The organism is Frisingicoccus sp. (genome assembly GCF_048388605.1).
Lineage (GTDB): Bacteria > Bacillota > Clostridia > Lachnospirales > Lachnospiraceae > Frisingicoccus.
Genome location: NZ_DBGCTU010000046.1, coordinates 69,997 through 86,905, shown reverse-complemented (window position 1 = coordinate 86,905; position 16,909 = coordinate 69,997). Strand labels below are relative to the sequence as shown.

Annotated in this window: 17 protein-coding genes; all 17 read left to right on the top strand. The window is 47.8% G+C overall.

The features are described 5' to 3' along the window. Positions 1-10 precede the first annotated feature (10 nt). The 17 genes from ACMN7X_RS12995 to hisB all read left to right on the top strand — a co-directional run bounded on the left by ACMN7X_RS12995 (position 11) and on the right by hisB (position 16,892). Positions 11-283, top strand: a complete 273-nt coding sequence (locus tag ACMN7X_RS12995) for an ACT domain-containing protein (protein WP_418747890.1) — start codon at positions 11-13, stop codon at positions 281-283. 11 nt (positions 284-294) lie between these two features. Beyond that, positions 295-1,659, top strand: coding sequence for a PFL family protein (locus ACMN7X_RS12990; RefSeq protein WP_418747889.1), 1,365 nt, complete (start codon positions 295-297; stop codon positions 1,657-1,659). 21 nt (positions 1,660-1,680) lie between these two features. Beyond that, entirely contained in the window at positions 1,681-3,144 is a 1,464-nt protein-coding gene (locus ACMN7X_RS12985) for an aminoacyl-histidine dipeptidase (RefSeq protein ID WP_418747888.1), read from the top strand. A gap of 62 nt (positions 3,145-3,206) precedes the next feature. Continuing rightward, entirely contained in the window at positions 3,207-4,682 is a 1,476-nt protein-coding gene (spoIVA, locus tag ACMN7X_RS12980; RefSeq protein WP_418747887.1) for a stage IV sporulation protein A, read from the top strand. A gap of 143 nt (positions 4,683-4,825) precedes the next feature. Continuing rightward, on the top strand, positions 4,826-5,302 hold the full coding sequence (gene rnhA, locus ACMN7X_RS12975) for a ribonuclease HI (RefSeq protein ID WP_418747918.1): 477 nt from the start codon (positions 4,826-4,828) through the stop codon (positions 5,300-5,302). Between the two features lie 11 nt (positions 5,303-5,313). Next, a complete protein-coding gene (locus ACMN7X_RS12970) occupies positions 5,314-6,705 on the top strand; it encodes an RsmB/NOP family class I SAM-dependent RNA methyltransferase (protein ID WP_418747886.1) in 1,392 nt (463 codons plus the stop codon). Positions 6,706-6,724: 19 nt separating this feature from the next. After that, positions 6,725-7,483, top strand: coding sequence for a pseudouridine synthase (locus ACMN7X_RS12965; RefSeq protein ID WP_418747917.1), 759 nt, complete (start codon positions 6,725-6,727; stop codon positions 7,481-7,483). Then, complete coding sequence (locus ACMN7X_RS12960; protein WP_418747885.1) at positions 7,473-8,117, top strand: HAD family hydrolase; 645 nt, start codon at positions 7,473-7,475, stop codon at positions 8,115-8,117. The genes ACMN7X_RS12965 and ACMN7X_RS12960 overlap by 11 nt, the downstream gene beginning before the upstream one ends. Beyond that, positions 8,114-9,991 carry a YgiQ family radical SAM protein gene (locus tag ACMN7X_RS12955; RefSeq protein ID WP_418747884.1) on the top strand — a complete coding sequence of 626 codons (1,878 nt, stop codon included), beginning with the start codon at positions 8,114-8,116 and terminating at the stop codon, positions 9,989-9,991. The genes ACMN7X_RS12960 and ACMN7X_RS12955 overlap by 4 nt, the downstream gene beginning before the upstream one ends. A 9-nt stretch (positions 9,992-10,000) precedes the next feature. Then, positions 10,001-10,582 carry a hypothetical protein gene (locus ACMN7X_RS12950; RefSeq protein WP_418747883.1) on the top strand — a complete coding sequence of 194 codons (582 nt, stop codon included), beginning with the start codon at positions 10,001-10,003 and terminating at the stop codon, positions 10,580-10,582. 12 nt (positions 10,583-10,594) lie between these two features. Next, a complete protein-coding gene (locus tag ACMN7X_RS12945; protein ID WP_418747882.1) occupies positions 10,595-11,560 on the top strand; it encodes an RluA family pseudouridine synthase in 966 nt (321 codons plus the stop codon). After that, positions 11,527-12,444, top strand: coding sequence for an epoxyqueuosine reductase (locus ACMN7X_RS12940; RefSeq protein ID WP_418747881.1), 918 nt, complete (start codon positions 11,527-11,529; stop codon positions 12,442-12,444). Before ACMN7X_RS12945 ends, ACMN7X_RS12940 begins: the two co-directional genes overlap by 34 nt. A gap of 2 nt (positions 12,445-12,446) precedes the next feature. After that, positions 12,447-12,977 (top strand): Holliday junction resolvase RecU, encoded by a 531-nt coding sequence (locus ACMN7X_RS12935; RefSeq protein ID WP_418747880.1) that lies wholly within the window; start codon positions 12,447-12,449, stop codon positions 12,975-12,977. A 110-nt stretch (positions 12,978-13,087) separates the two neighbouring features. Next, positions 13,088-14,284: an ATP phosphoribosyltransferase regulatory subunit gene (gene hisZ, locus ACMN7X_RS12930; protein WP_418747879.1), complete on the top strand. Its 1,197-nt coding sequence runs from the start codon at positions 13,088-13,090 to the stop codon at positions 14,282-14,284. Then, positions 14,281-14,916, top strand: coding sequence for an ATP phosphoribosyltransferase (gene hisG, locus ACMN7X_RS12925; protein WP_418747878.1), 636 nt, complete (start codon positions 14,281-14,283; stop codon positions 14,914-14,916). The genes hisZ and hisG overlap by 4 nt, the downstream gene beginning before the upstream one ends. A 68-nt stretch (positions 14,917-14,984) precedes the next feature. Further along, positions 14,985-16,277, top strand: coding sequence for a histidinol dehydrogenase (hisD, locus tag ACMN7X_RS12920; protein WP_418747877.1), 1,293 nt, complete (start codon positions 14,985-14,987; stop codon positions 16,275-16,277). A 24-nt stretch (positions 16,278-16,301) separates the two neighbouring features. Beyond that, positions 16,302-16,892: an imidazoleglycerol-phosphate dehydratase HisB gene (hisB, locus tag ACMN7X_RS12915; RefSeq protein WP_418747876.1), complete on the top strand. Its 591-nt coding sequence runs from the start codon at positions 16,302-16,304 to the stop codon at positions 16,890-16,892. Positions 16,893-16,909 lie beyond the last annotated feature (17 nt).

The window sequence follows — 16,909 nt, the reverse complement described above, 5'->3', positions numbered from 1 at the left end:
GGAACAGAACATGAAAAAAACAATTATTACCGTAATTGGAAAAGACACCGTAGGAATTATCGCACGAGTATGTACCTATCTGGCAGAAAATAATGTAAATATCCTGGATATTTCTCAAACGATCGTGCAGGATTATTTTAATATGATGATGATCGTAGATGCAAATGCCGCTTCAAAGGAATTTGAAGTTTTATCCAAAGAGTTAAAAGAACTTGGTGAACAGATCGGCGTAAAGATCAAGATGCAGCATGAAGACATTTTTAATTGTATGCATAGAATTTAAGAGGTGGCGTCATGATTAATTTATATGAGGTGCAGGAAACCAATAAGATGATAGAGGAGTCCAATCTGGATGTGCGGACGATCACAATGGGGATCAGCCTTTTAGACTGCTGTGATACGGATGTGCATAAGGTTTGCGAAAATATTTATCATAAGATTACAGAGAAGGCAAAAAATCTGGTGTCCACCGGCTGTGAGATTGAAAATGAATTTGGTATTCCGATCGTAAATAAACGAATTTCCGTGACGCCGATCAGTCTGATCGGCGGCTCCTGCTGTAAGACGGTCGATGATTATGTGGAAATAGCAAAGACTCTTGATAAAGCGGCTCTTGAAGTCGGCGTCAACTTTCTTGGCGGTTATTCGGCCCTTGTTTCCAAGGGCATGACGGCCAGCGACCGCTTATTGATTGAATCCATTCCGAAGGCCTTGGCCTCCACGGAGAGGGTGTGCAGTTCGGTGAATGTTGGTTCAACAAAAACAGGGATTGATATGGATGCGGTGAAGCTGCTCGGCGAAAAAATTCTTGAGACGGCAGAACTGACAAAAGAGGCGGATTCTCTCGGATGCGCCAAACTGGTTGTTTTTTGCAATGCGCCGGATGATAATCCGTTTATGGCCGGGGCTTTCCATGGCGTTACCGAGGGAGATGTTGTGATCAATGTCGGTGTCAGCGGACCGGGTGTTGTCAAACGGGCTTTGGAAAAAGTCCGCGGCGAGGATTTTGGTACGCTTTGCGAGACAATCAAAAAGACGGCCTTTAAAGTTACCCGTGTGGGCCAGCTGGTGGCCCAGGAAGCTTCAAGGCGGTTAAATGTGCCTTTTGGAATTATCGATTTATCACTGGCTCCTACGCCGGCTGTGGGTGACAGTGTTGCTGAGATTTTAGAGGAGATCGGCCTGGAATCGGTTGGGGCTCCGGGGACGACGGCTGCGTTGGCCCTTTTGAATGACCAGGTGAAGAAGGGCGGCGTTATGGCCTCCTCCTATGTCGGCGGGCTTTCCGGCGCTTTTATCCCGGTCTCTGAGGATCAGGGAATGATCGATGCGGTTCAGGCCGGCGCCCTGACTTTGGAAAAACTGGAAGCGATGACCTGTGTCTGCTCGGTGGGCCTTGATATGATCGCTGTCCCGGGGGATACTCCGGCGACGACAATTTCCGGTATCATTGCGGACGAGATGGCTATCGGTATGGTTAATCAGAAAACAACCGCGGTGCGGTTGATCCCGGTGATCGGAAAGGGTGTCGGAGAGATGGTTGAATTCGGCGGTCTTTTAGGTTATGCGCCGATCATGCCGGTGAATCGTTTTGGGTGCGAAGCTTTTGTGAATCGGGGCGGACGTATTCCGGCGCCAATTCACAGCTTTAAAAATTAACAGATAGATGGGAGAATCAGAATGTCTGATATATTAAAAGGATTGGAACCTGAAAGGGTATTTTACTATTTTGAAGAAATCTGCGGGATTCCCCACGGGTCGGGGAATGAAAAGGCTGTCAGTGATTACTGTGCGGCCTTTGCAAAATCCCACGGTTTGCAGGTGCGCCAGGATGAGGCGAACAACGTCGTTATCCGCAAACCTGCATCGGCAGGTTATGAGAATGCACCGGTAGTTATGCTTCAGGGGCATATGGATATGGTGTGTGAAAAAAACAGTGATGTGGAGTTTGATTTTGAAAAAGAAGGGCTGAGATTAAAAGTCGATGGAGATTTTGTTTCCGCTGAAGGGACGACCCTTGGCGGTGACGATGGAATTGCCGTTGCTTTTGCCTTAGCGATCCTTGAGGATGACAGCCTCGAACACCCGGAACTGGAAGTTGTCATTACCACGGATGAAGAGGTGGGGATGAAGGGCGCCAGCGTATTGGATGTCAGTGATCTGAAGGCCGGCTGTCTTTTGAATCTGGATAATGAAAGCGAAGGACAGATTTTAACTTCCTGTGCCGGAGGAATGAAAAGCCGGGCCGCTCTCCCGGTGCGTTTTGTTGAGTGGGAGGGTGTTGGCGCCGAGATAAAGATCAGCGGCTTAAAAGGAGGACATTCCGGAGCTGAAATTCACTGCGGCAGGGCAAATGCCAATCGTCTGCTGGGACGCCTGCTCTTTGAATTGAACAAGGAATTGAATGTGGGTGTCCGCGAAGTCAGCGGGGGTATGAAGGATAATGCCATTCCGCGGGAAGCCCAGGCAAAGATCGTACTCCGGCCGGAGGACGCGGCCCGGGCCGGTGAGATCAGAGATCAGTTTGCCGCAGATATTCAGGATGAATTTGGCGCAGCTGACCCTCAGATCAAGATTGAGTTAAAGATAGAAAGTGAGAAAGAAAAAGAATTTAAAATCTTCCATCCGGCAGATATGGAACGCATATTATTTATGTTTATACAATCGCCAAACGGTATCCAGACAATGAGTATGGAACTTCCGGGTTTGGTTGAAAGTTCTTTAAATATGGGCGTTGTCCGTACTGAGGGGGAGGAAGTCAGCTTTTGCTGGGCTGTTCGAAGCAGTAAGAAGAGTCTGAAATTTTATATCAGCGATCAGTTGGCTTATATGACAGAGTTTCTTGGAGGTACTTACAGCTATGACGGTGAATATCCGCACTGGTCTTATCGAAGCCATTCGCCGATTCGGGATGTTGTGGCGGCCGCATATAAGGAATTATTCGGAAAGGACGCTCATATTGAAGCGATCCATGCCGGGTTGGAATGCGGACTGATCTCGGAGAAGATGCCGGATTTGGATATTGTTGCTCTGGGACCGGATATTTTTGATATTCATACCCCGGATGAGCATTTGAGCATTTCATCGGTTCAGCGGACCTATCGTCTGATCCGCACGGTTTTGAGCCGGATGAAGGCGGAATAAAAGAGTTCTTATAAATTTCCTCCCCGCATATATTTATAGCAGTATATGTGAGGAGGTTTTTTATGGACCAGTTTAATCTGTATAAAGATATTCAGGCCAGAACCGGCGGGGAAATTTATCTGGGGGTTGTCGGACCGGTGCGAACCGGCAAATCTACCTTTATCAAACGGTTTATGGATATGATGGTAATTCCCCGGATTGCAGATGTACATAGCCGGGAACAGGCGAAGGATGAATTGCCTCAGAGCAGCGGCGGCACGGTGATCATGACATCCGAGCCGAAATTTATTCCAAAGACGGCGGTGGAAATTCCGGTAGATGAGGATGTACGGGTGAAGATCCGCTGTATCGACTGTGTCGGTTTTATGGTGGAGGGAGCTTCCGGCCATGAGGAGAACGGTGCGGAACGGATGGTTATGACTCCATGGTATAATGAGCCGGTGCCTTTCACGAAGGCGGCGGAGATCGGTACTCAGAAAGTTATTCATGAACATGCGACCATTGGGCTTGTGGTGACCTCTGACGGGAGTTTTGGAGATATTCCGAGACAGCATTATGTGCCTGCGGAGGAGAAGGCCGTTGAGGAGTTAAAAAAGATCGGAAAACCTTTTATGATTTTATTAAATTCTGTCCGGCCCTATTCCGAGGAGGCCCGGGAGTTAAGACAGTCCCTTGAGAATAAATATCAGGTTCAATGCATGTCTTTGAATTGTGACCAGCTGAAAAAGCAGGATGTGGAGGAAATGATGCAGTCCCTTCTCTATGAATTTCCTGTGGCGGATATGGAATTCTATCTTCCGAGATGGCTGGATGTGCTTCCTAAAACCCATGAATTGAAAGGGCAGATCATTGCCATGCTGAAGGAACTTCTCTCCAATACCCGTTCTATGAGAGATTTTCGGAAAAATGAGGAGTACTTTGATCAGCCATGGCTGAAAAAATACTACGTGGAGCAGATGGATATGTCCAGCGGACGGATTAAAATTCATATGGAGCTGGATATGAGGTATTACTATGAAATGCTTTCTGAATTAATCGGCAGCGAGGTTCAGGGCGAATATGAGTTTTATCGGATGATCAAGGATCTGGCGGATCAGAGGGATGAGTTCAGCAAGGTATCCCAGGCGGTGGCTGCAGTCAAAGGGCAGGGATACGGCATGGTGACTCCGAAGGCGGAGGAAGTTATCTTTGAGGAACCGGAACTGATCCGACACGGCAGCAAATACGGGGTCAATATTAAGGCCCACGCGCCGTCCATTCATATGATCCAGGCGACCATTGAAACGGAGATCGCTCCGATCGTCGGCACTCAGGAGCAGGCGGAAGATCTGATTCGCTATATTCGGGCCAACAGTCGGGAAAGTCAGGGCGAAATGTGGAATACTTTGATTTTCGGTAAATCCGTCGGACAGCTGGTGGAAGAGGGCATCCAGACAAAGGTGGCCCGGATGACCGATGAAAGTCAGACAAAATTGCAGGAAACCTTACAGAAGATCATTAACGACAGCAATGGCGGCGTTGTTTTTGTTATTATATAGAGCTTTTATGGGATTATTTGCATTTTGCGGATAGTCCCTTTTTTGCGGAGTATTTTGCCTTCCCCGTTGCCTTTCTTCTTTAATGATGTTAATATTAAATATGTATGCCCAAAAACAGGTTTGGAATGGGGTGAAGAATTATGATGAAAGTGACGATGTATACGGATGGTTCAGCCAGGGGGAATCCTGACGGTCCCGGCGGATACGGAACAATTTTAGAATATATGGATACTAGGGGGCAGCTTCATGTGAAAGAAATGTCCCAGGGATATGTTAAGACAACGAATAATCGAATGGAAATGATGGCGGCCATTGCAGGCTTTGAGGCTTTAAACCGGCCCTGCCGGGTGGATGTTTTCTCCGATTCCCAGTATCTGATCAATGCTTTTAATCAACATTGGATTGAAAACTGGGTAAAAAAAGGCTGGAAACGGGGAAAAAATGAACCGGTGAAAAACACCGATTTGTGGAAACGGCTCTTAAAAGCTTCCGAGTCCCATCAGGTCACCTGGAATTGGGTCAAAGGGCATGACGGCCATCCTCAGAATGAGCGCTGCGATACCCTGGCAACGACGGCGGCCGACAGCGGTCATTTGATCGAAGATGAAATAACGGAGTAATGAGGGAGAAAATGAAAAAATCATTAAAAGAACAGCTGCCGGAAACCTTTGTCCTGCGGATGAAAGAGCTGCTTGGCAGTGAATATGAAGCTTTTTCAGACAGTTATGAGGAGAGAACCTATGCGGGCCTGCGTATGAATACGCTGAAAATTACCCCGGAGGAATATTTGAAGCTGACAGGTCAGACATTGGAATCGGTGTCCTGGTGTCCGACGGGCTTCTATTATAATGGAAGCCGGGAATATTCAAAAAATCCTCTGTATCACGCCGGTTTATATTATATCCAGGAACCGAGTGCCATGTTTCCTGCCCAGGCACTTCCTGTGGCGCCGGGAGATGTTATTTTTGACATGTGTGCGGCGCCGGGCGGCAAGAGTACGGCTCTGGCCGCAAAACTTCAGGGGACAGGCCTTCTTGTCTCCAATGATATCAGCGCATCCAGGGCAAAGGCTCTGCTTAAAAATATTGAAGCCAGCGGCGTGAGGAACAGTATTGTGCTGACGGAGGATCCAAAAAATCTTGCCGCGCCTTTTGAAGGCTGTTTTGATAAAATACTTATCGATGCGCCCTGTTCCGGCGAAGGCATGTTCCGAAAAGAACCTTCGATGATGAAGGCCTGGGAGAAAAACGGGCCGGAGTTCTTTTCAAAGCTTCAGCGAGAGATCGTGGACTGCGGGATCCGCATGCTGAAGGCCGGAGGCATGATGGTTTATTCGACCTGTACATTTTCTGTGGAAGAAAATGAAGGGACACTGCAATATATTTTAGAAAATTATCCGGATATGCATGTTGTCCCGATTGAGCAGAACGGTGAAGGACTTGCCTCGGCCCACCCGGAATGGGTGGACGGATCCGAGGAAATCCGCTATGCGAAACGGCTTTGGCCGCATCACCTGAGAGGTGAGGGGCATTTTACCGCCTTATTAAAAAAAGATGGCGAACCTTCCGAAACTTTATGGCCGGAAGAAAGCGGAAATATAAAGGAACTGCCGGAAGAATTTGCGGGATTCCTGCGGGAAAGCGGCGTCCGGCTGGATTTTGAGCCGTCGCGGCTTATGCTGCAGGGCGACCATTTAAGCTATCTGCCGAAGCATACGCCGGCCCTTGGGAAACTGCGCCGGATGCGCACCGGATGGTATCTGGGAGATATTAAGAAAAAGCGTTTTGAACCCTCCGGATTTTTCGCCCGGGGACTTGCGCCGGACGAATGTGATCATTGGATCGATCTGGAGCTGTCGGACGCCCGTGTGATCAAATATTTGAAATGTGAGACATTGGAGGTGTCGCCGGAACTTTCCAATGGATGGTATATTGTCGGCGTCTGCGGCCATTCTCTCGGTTGGGGAAAAGTGTCCGGCGGCACATTAAAGAATAAATATCCGTCGGGATGGCGCTGGCAGTGAAGTTTTTCGGTAACAGGAGATTTATAAAGTGAGATTGGATAAATATTTGACAGAAATGGGTCTGGGCAGCCGGAGTGAGGTAAAACAGGGAATCCGCAAAGGGTTTGTCCGGGTTAACGGAGAAACGGTGGTTCGTCCGGAGCACAAGGTATCTGTTAAAGATAAAGTTTTTTGGAAAGGCACTTCGGTGGACTTCGTTGAATATGAATACATTATGCTCAATAAACCGGCCGGGGTTATTTCCGCCACGGAAGATTCCAGAGAAAAAACGGTGGTGGATCTGATCCCGGACAGCCGGAGAAAGGATTTATTTCCGGTTGGGCGGCTGGACAGGGATACGGAAGGGCTTCTTTTGCTGACGAATGACGGAAAGCTGGCCCACAGGCTTTTATCGCCGCGCCATCATGTGGCGAAAGTTTATTATGCGGTTGTTTCCGGCGTTATGACAGAGGCGGATATCCGGAGTTTTGCGGAAGGGCTTTATGTGGATGAGGAATTGACGGCGCTGCCGGCAGAACTCGACATTCTCTCCGTCCATCCGGCGGCCGGAAAATCTGAGGCCGAGGACAGCGGGAACCCGGAAGGAACATCGGAGATCCGGCTGAAAATTTATGAGGGCAAATTTCATCAGGTTAAACGGATGGTTCATGCCGTGGGCAAAGAAGTCATTTACTTAAAACGGCTTTCCATGGGAAGTCTCCGGCTGGATGAAGCCCTAAGACCGGGAGAGTATCGACGATTATCAACCAGTGAACTGGAGGAGCTATATGCTGAATAATATTGAAGCGGTTTTGTTCGATTTGGACGGAACATTAGTCGAATCCATGTCCATGTGGGGGGACATTGATGTGGATTATCTGAAAAAATTCCACCTGCCTGTGCCGGAAGGGCTTCAGCAGGCGATTGAAGGACTGAGTATGTATCAGACGGCGGTTTACTTTAAAGATAATTTTGCCATTGAGGACAGTCTGGAAGAGATTATGGATGACTGGAATCGGATGGCCTATGAGAAGTATACAACGGAGATTCCGTTAAAGCCGGGGGTTCGCGCCTTTTTGGATAGATTAAAAGAAAGCCGGATCCCATGCGGTATTGCCACAAGCAATTCGCGGATACTGACAGAGGCAATTTTGAAAAGTCATCGGGTCGAGGACTATTTTTCGGCCATGGTGACCGGAGATGAGATCATTAATGGCAAGCCGGACCCGGAGGTTTATCTGGAAGCGGCCAAAAAACTGGGGGCAGCCCCGGAACGGTGCCTTGTTTTTGAGGATATTCCCTTTGGAATCATTGCCGGAAAACGGGCGGGAATGACGGTTTGCGCTGTTGAGGATGATTATTCAATGAAAGACAGAGAAGAAAAAATCCGTCTTGCGGATTTTTATATAAAAAGTTATGAGGAACTATTATGATGAAAGATTTTTTGCCGGTTTGCAAAGAGGATATGGAAGCCAGAGGATGGGATGAAGTGGATTTTGCTTATGTCATCGGTGATGCCTATGTGGATCATCCCTCCTTTGGTCATGCGATCATCAGCCGGGTGCTGGAGGCAAATAACTATCGGGTCGGAATCATTTCCCAGCCGGACTGGAAGAACCGGAAGAGTATTGATATTTATGGAAAGCCGAGGCTTGGTTTTATTATCAGCGCCGGAAATATGGATTCAATGGTCAATCATTATACGGTATCTAAAAAACGCCGCCATAATGATGCCTATACGCCGGGCGGCGTTTACGGAAAACGGCCCGATTACGCCACGGTGGTGTACGGCAATCTGATCCGCCAGACTTATAAGGATGTTCCCATTATTATCGGTGGGATCGAGGCGAGTCTGAGACGGCTGGCTCATTATGATTATTGGAGTGATACGCTGAAACGCTCCGTACTTCTGGATTCGGGCGCGGATCTGCTTCTTTACGGCATGGGGGAACGGTCTATTGTGGAGGTGGCGGACGCCCTGGACAGCGGCCTGGATATCCGGGATATCACTTTTATCCCGGGAACGGTCTATAAAACAAAATCTCTGGAATCGGTTTATGATGCCATCACCTTGCCCTCTTTTAATGAGCTTAAAGAGAACCGGCGCAAATATGCGGAAAGTTTTTATATCCAGTATATGAATACGGATCCCTTCAGCGGTCGGAGAATGGTCGAAAAATACGGAGAGCATCTCTATGTGGTACAGAATCCGGCGTCAAAGCCGCTGACAACGGCAGAGATGGACCGGGTATACGGTCTGAATTATATGCGGACTTATCATCCCTCCTATGAAGCGGCCGGAGGAGTCCCGGCCATCGAGGAGATTAAATTCAGCCTTGTAAGCAACCGGGGATGTTTTGGGGGCTGCAGCTTCTGCGCGCTGACATTTCATCAGGGGCGGATCATTCAGACCCGAAGTCATGAATCAATTATCAATGAGGCAAAGGCCTTTACCTGGGATTCGGATTTTAAAGGCTATATCCATGATGTGGGCGGGCCGACGGCAAATTTCAGGCATCCTTCCTGCCGGAAACAGCTGACAAAGGGTGTCTGCAAAAATAAGCAGTGCCTGTTCCCGGAACCGTGCAAAAATCTTTATGTGGATCATCAGGATTATCTGGAGCTCCTTCGAAAGCTCCGGGAACTTCCGGGGGTAAAAAAAGTGTTTATCCGTTCCGGGATCCGATTTGATTATGTGAATGCGGACCCGGATCCGACATTTTTAAAGGAACTCTGCGAATATCATGTGAGCGGTCAGCTGAAGGTGGCGCCGGAACATGTGGCCGACCCGGTATTAAAGCGTATGGGCAAACCGGGAAACCGGGTATATCGGAAGTTTGTCCAGGATTATCAGAGGATGAATGAGCGGCTCGGCAAAAAGCAGTATCTTGTGCCTTATCTGATGTCGTCCCATCCGGGTTCAACGATGAAAGAAGCCATTGCGCTGGCGGAGTATCTGAGGGATCTGGGTTATATGCCGGAACAGGTTCAGGATTTCTATCCGACGCCGTCGACTCTGTCCACCTGCATGTATTATACGGGGTTGGATCCGAGGACGATGGAGCCGGTGTATGTGCCGAAAAATCCCCATGAAAAGGCCATGCAGAGGGCTTTGATCCAGTATCGGAATCCGAAAAATTATGAGCTTGTGCGGGAAGCTCTTGAATCTGCCCATCGCACCGATTTGATCGGCTATGATAAAAAATGCCTGATTCGACCGCGCCGGGGTGAGACGGTGAAAAAAGAGGAACACAGGCCCGTCAAAAAGAAAGCAATAAGAAATATACATAAGAAGAAAAAGAAATAAGGTGGAAATATGGGAGAAACCAAATTAATCAAAGGAACCTATGGCTATATTGACCGGTGGAAAAAATCAAAACTGGTGATGATTCTTCTTTGGGCCATCTTTATCGCTGCATTGTTTTTAATTCCGGCGGTCATTATGGGTACCCGGTATAATGCGTTTACCGTTGCGGCCATTGTGATGGTTCTTCCGGCGGCGAGACAGGCGGTTCAATATTTTGCCATGATGGGCTTTCACAGCGGGCGGCAGGATGAGTATGAAAAAATTGCCGCGCTGACGCAGGGAAAAAAGTGGATGGTATTGGCTGCGGATATGGTGCTTGCCAGCGAGAGCGGGCATATGGTTTTAAATATGCTGGTTATCTGCAATGGCAATATTTATGGTTATGCGCCAAAACAGAAAAAGAGCCGGGAAGCCATCGAAGCCTATCTGACTAACATTTTGATGGAAGCGGATATCACCCATAAAAAGCCGGTTGTCCATGAGAATTTTGAGGAATTTGAGGAAATGATCATGATGCTGGCCGCCAATGAGCCTTCCGCGCCTGTCGATGCGGGAACGATTTTTGCCGGCCTGAAAGCCAATTGCATGTAAGAAGAGGAAATTATGCAGAAATTTATCGTAACGCCCAATGAGGCCGGACAGCGGCTGGACAAGCTGTTGTTCAAATATTTAAATCTTGCGCCGAGGAGTTTTATTTATAAAATGCTTCGGAAGAAAAATATTACGTTGAATCATAAAAAGTGTGACGGCTCGGAGAAAACCGCTGCAGGAGATGAGGTAAATCTGTGGCTTGCCGATGAAACTATTGAAAAATTCAGAGAAATAAAGAAGTTCGTGCGGGTTCCGAAACATTTCAGGGTCATTTTTGAGGATGATGACCTGCTGGCAGTGAACAAGCCGGCGGGACTGCTTTCCCAGAAGGCAAAGCCGGAGGATATTTCCGTCAATGAGGAAGCTGTCAGCTATCTTCTTGAGAGTCATGCGATCACCGAAAAATCCTTAGAAGTTTTTAAACCCTCCGTATGCCATCGGTTGGACAGGAATACGAGCGGTCTGCTGATTGTCGGAAAAAGTCTGTCGGGGCTTCAGCATATGTCGGAGGTTTTGAAAGAAAGAACGGCAAAAAAATATTACCTCTGCCTTGTGGAGGGAATCATTCAAAGCCCGAAATATATTCACGGATATCTGATCAAGGATGAAAAAACCAATCGGGCGGCTGTATCCGATCAACCGGTGAGCGGCGGCCATCATATAGAAACCTTTTATGAGCCTCTGGGTAATAACGGCCGTCAGACACTGCTGAAGGTGGAACTGATCACGGGCCGGACGCATCAGATCCGGGCCCATTTAGCTTCGGAGGGACACGGCATTGTGGGAGACGGTAAATACGGCTCAGAAAGGGTCAATGATTACTTCCGCAGGCATTATCATCTTAAGCATCAATTACTCCATTCCTGGAGAATGGAATTTGACGGAAGATGTCTGACAGCGCCTTTATGGCCGGAGTTTGAGACAATACTCAGGGGGGAACATCTGTGGTCGATTTATGGGGACTTGCGGAAAAATTAAATATTGACGATATCGCCGTCTGCCATGCCGGAAAATTTGAGGATGTCGAACAGCTTTTAAAAAAAGATGCGGAGCTCGGAATCCTTCCGCCCTTTACGGAGACAGATATCCGAAAACGGGTGTATCCGTCGGAAACCCTTGCCAATGCAAAGAGCTTTATTGTTATTTTAGAGCATTATGACCCTCCGGTATATAAAAAAAGAGAGGGACTTTATGGAAATATTTCTCCGGCAGCCAGCGGTGAGGATTATCATCGGATCGTGCGGGACAAGCTTTCCGGGCTGATGGAAGTATTGTCTTCTGTTGATGGAGAGGGAAAACGGCTGGCCTACGTGGATAATTCCCCTTTTTCAGAGAAGCACGTGGCTGTCCGGGCCGGACTTGGCCGGCTGATGCGAAACGGTCTTTTTTATTCGAGAAAGTTCGGCTCAAGATGTTATATCGGGTTGATCTTAAGTGATCGGCCGGTGGATTTTTATGGACTGCCAGTGCGCCGGGATAATGAGGACACCTGGTTTGACCGCTGTTTAACCTGCAGAGCCTGTCAGATTTTTTGTCCCGGCGGCGCCATTACGGAAAGGGGAATGAACAGCTATCGCTGTGTATCTTATCTGACGCAGAAAAAAGAGGATTTGACCGATTCGGAAGCAGCAGCTTTGGACCGTCAGATTTATGGCTGCGATGTCTGCCAGAAGGTGTGTCCGCTGAATCCGGGGGTTCCCACGGGATATGAAACGGGAACGGAAGTTTCCCTGGAAGAACTGCTTGCCATGAGCAATAAACAGTTCAGGATGAAATACCAAAGGACGGCTGCCGGATGGCGGGGAAAAAAACAGCTTCAGAAAAATGCGGAGATCGTTTTAAATAATATAATGGAGAGATGATTATGGCGACATGGAATTCCAGAGGGCTTCGGGGCTCGGAACTGGAAGAATTGATCAATTTAACCAATGAAAAATACAGGGAAAAGAAGCTGGCGCTCATTCAGAAGATTCCCACGCCGATCAAGCCCATTCAGATCGATAAGGCGACGCGGCACATTACGCTGGCTTATTTTGACCAGCGCAGTACGGTGGATTATATCGGCACCGTACAGGGGATTCCGGTGTGCTTTGATGCCAAAGAATGTCGCTCAAAAACCTTTCCGATTCAAAATATCCATGAGCATCAGGTGCTTTTTATGCAGGATTTTGAGGACCAGGGAGGAGTCGCCTTCCTTTTGATTTATTTTTCAGGGGAGAACAGATATTTTTATCTGCCTTTTGACCGGCTGGCCGATTTCTGGAACCGTTCCAGGACAGGGCATGCCAAAAGCTTTCATATGGAAGAACTGGATGAAAACTTTGAGATTAAATGTCAGGGCTATTATTTAAACTATCTGCCGGCGCTGCAGACAGATTTGAATCGAAGGACTTGACAAGAGAAATTCCTGTGGTATAATAATGGCAATTCTTTGTGCTAATTTAGTAGCACGTTGATTTGATAAAGTATTTTTTGTTTATATTTATTTATATAGGAGACAGAGTAATGAAAGAAAGACGTATTCACACGCCGGAAGGTGTCCGGGATATTTATAACGGCGAATGTGCCCGGAAAAACCGGATGGCAGAGCGGATGAAAAATGTTTTGAAATCCTATGGTTATCGGGATATTCAGACGCCGACTTTTGAGTTTTTTGATATTTTTAATCAGGATAAGGGCTCACTGCCGTCCAATCAGATGTATAAATTTTTTGACAGAGAGGGGAATACCCTTGTGCTTCGGCCGGATATCACCCCGTCGATCGCGCGGGCGGTCAGCAAATATTTCAGTGAGGAAGATTTTTCCATGCGCTTTTCCTATACCGGCAATGTTTTTATTAATAATTCCAGCCTGCAGGGGCGGATGAAGGAGTCGACCCAGATGGGCGCCGAGCTGATCGGCGATAACAGTATCGACGCGGATGCGGAGATGATTGCCCTGGCCATCCATTTGCTTCTGGCCGCAGGACTGACGGAATTTCAGATTGATATCGGCCATGTGGGCTTTTTTGAGGGACTGATCGAAGAAGCCGGGATGGATGCGGAGAAAACCCAGGATTTAAGAGAGCTCATCGAGAACAAGAACTTTTTCGGCGTGGAAGCGATGACGGGAAATCCGGCGCTTATTCGTCTGCCGAAATTATTTGGCTCACAGGAGATCCTTAAGGAAGCAAAACGGCTGACGTCTAATATGAAAGCATTGATGGCGATCACCCGGTTGGAACGGCTTTATGAGATCATCGGCGAATATGGCCTTCAGAAGTATGTCACCTTTGATCTTGGCATGCTCACCCAATATGAATATTATACGGGCGTGATCTTCAGAGGCTATACCTATGGCACCGGTGATGCGGTTGTCAAGGGCGGCAGATATGATACGCTGCTGCAGAAGTTCGGGAAGGATGCGGCTTCTGTCGGTCTGGCCGTGGCCGTGGATGAGCTGTTGATCGCGCTCAGCCGTCAGAAAGCAGCCATGGATGAGGGAGAGCCGGTAACGATGATCCTCTATTCGGGAGCCATGCTGCCGGAAGCGCTGAAAAAGGCCGGAGAACTTCGAGACGGAGGCGCCTGTGTTCAGATGAATCGATTGAATCCGGAACATACGCTGGAGGATTATAAAGCCTATGCCGGACGCTTTGGCATCACGCGGATATTTTATTTTGATTCCATGGGTAATATGAATATTTTGGAGGTAGAGCCATGAGATATTTGACATTTGCATTGGCGAAGGGGCGCCTGGCGAAAAAGACGCTGACTTATCTGGAAAAAATAGGCATCGAAATGGAAGAGATGAAAGACCCGGATACCCGAAAGCTTATTTTTGTCAATGAGGATTTAAAGATTAAGATGTTTTTATCCAAGGCTTCGGATGTGCCGACTTATGTGGAGTATGGCGCGGCGGATATCGGGGTCGTCGGCAAGGATACGATTCTGGAGGAGGGGAGAAAGCTCTACGAGGTTATGGATCTGGGCTTCGGCAAATGCAGCATGTGTGTCTGCGGACCGGAAAGCGCCGGGGAGCTTCTAAAACACCAGCAGCTTATCCGTGTGGCGTCGAAATATCCGAATATTGCCAAAGATTATTTTAATAATATCAAGCATCAGACGGTGGAAGTCATCAAGCTTCACGGCTCGGTGGAACTGGCGCCGATCGTCGGCCTGGCTGAGGTGATCGTGGATATCGTGGAGACGGGAACTACCCTGAAGGAAAACGGGTTGACGGTTTTGGAGGAGATCTGTCCGTTGTCGGCCCGGGTTGTGGTTAACCAGGTGAGTATGAAGATGGAAAACGAGCGGATCACCGGGATATTGAATTCATTAAAAAAAGTCATATAAAATAATTAACTTCATTTTACAACCGGAGAAAAATCTGGTATATTAAGAAGAGAAACCAGGAGGCTATTATGAGAAAGATTAAATTAACGAAAGATGCAGTAGACGGTCTTTTAGATAATTTATTGAAGAGAAGTCCAAATAATTACGGACAGTATACAGAAACAGTCAATGAGATCGTGGAGACTGTAAAAACCGGCGGGGACAAAGCCCTGTTTGCATATACGAAACAGTTTGACGGGGCGGATATTACAAAGGATAATTTCATTGTATCCAAAGAAGAGATTGAAGAGGCCTATGCGGCTGTTTCGCCGGAGGTTTTGGAAGTTATTCGGAAGGCCATCGTCAATATACGGACATATCATGAAAAGCAGAGGCAGTACAGTTGGTTTGATTCCCAGCCGAATGGTACGATCCTTGGACAGAAGGTAACGCCTTTATCACGAGTCGGTGTCTATGTTCCGGGCGGCAAGGCGGCTTATCCGTCTTCCGTGCTGATGAATATTCTTCCTGCCAGGGTGGCCGGCGTTGAGCAGATCGCTATGGTGACGCCTCCCGGAAAAGACGGAAAAGTAAATCCGGGGACACTGGTGGCGGCCAATGAGGCCGGGGCCGATGTGGTTTATAAGGTCGGCGGAGCTCAGGCCATTGCGGGACTTGCCTTTGGCACCGAATCCCTTCCGAAGGTGGATAAGATCGTAGGACCGGGAAATATCTTCGTTGCGCTGGCTAAAAAGGCGGTTTACGGCTATGTGAGTATTGATTCCATTGCCGGGCCGAGCGAGATCCTTGTGATCGCCGATGAAACGGCAAATCCGCGTTATGTTGCGGCGGACCTTCTTTCCCAGGCGGAGCATGACGAACTGGCCTCCGCGATCCTTGTTACAACAAGTGAAACGCTGGCGGATAAGGTTTCGGAGGAAGTGGATGCTTTTGTTCAGCAGCTTTCCCGGAAAGCCATACTGGAAAAGTCCCTGGATAATTACGGTTATATTTTAATTGCGGAGGATTTGAACGGCGCGGTGGATATTGCCAATGCCATTGCTTCGGAACATCTGGAGATTGTTACTAAAAATCCTTTTGAAGTGATGACACAGATAAAAAATGCCGGGGCGATCTTCCTCGGAGAGTATAGTTCGGAGCCTCTGGGTGATTACTTTGCAGGGCCGAATCATGTGCTTCCAACCAACGGTACGGCGAAATTTTTCTCACCGCTGAGTGTGGATGACTTTATTAAAAAATCGAGCATTATTTATTATTCCAGACAGGCTTTAGAGCCGGTAAAGGATGATATTATTAAATTTGCTGAATCCGAATCATTGACAGCGCATGCCAATTCCATACGGGTTCGTTTTGAAAAATAAGATGCATTTAAGGAGGTAGGGCGGATGAATATCCGTAAAGCACAAGTTTCCAGAAAAACAAGTGAAACCAATATTGAGTTGAGCATATGTCTGGATGGGACAGGCAAATGTGAGGCGGACACCGGCATTGGATTTTTTGACCATATGCTGAACAGTTTTGCCCGGCACGGTATGTTTGATCTTTCCGTAAAGGTTCAGGGCGACCTGTATGTGGACAGTCATCATACGATTGAAGATACGGGGATTGTTTTGGGGGAAGCTATAAAAAGAGCGTTGGGAGATAAAAAGGGTATCCGGCGGTTTGGCTATTTTATACTGCCGATGGATGAAACTCTTGTCCTTGCATCTCTGGATTTATCCGGAAGACCTTATCTTAATTTTCAGCTGCCCCTGACGGTAGAGCGGGTCGGCACGATGGATACGGAGATGGTGCGGGAATTTTTCTATGCCGTATCTTACAGTTGTGGTATGAATTTGCATTTAAAACTTATGGATGGTACGAATAATCATCATATCATCGAGGCGGCTTTTAAGGCCTTTGCCAAAGCGCTGGATGAAGCGGTTTCTTTTGATTCACGAATTAAGGACGTTTTATCAACCAAGGGTTCTCTTTAAATCGAAGAAGGTGGTTT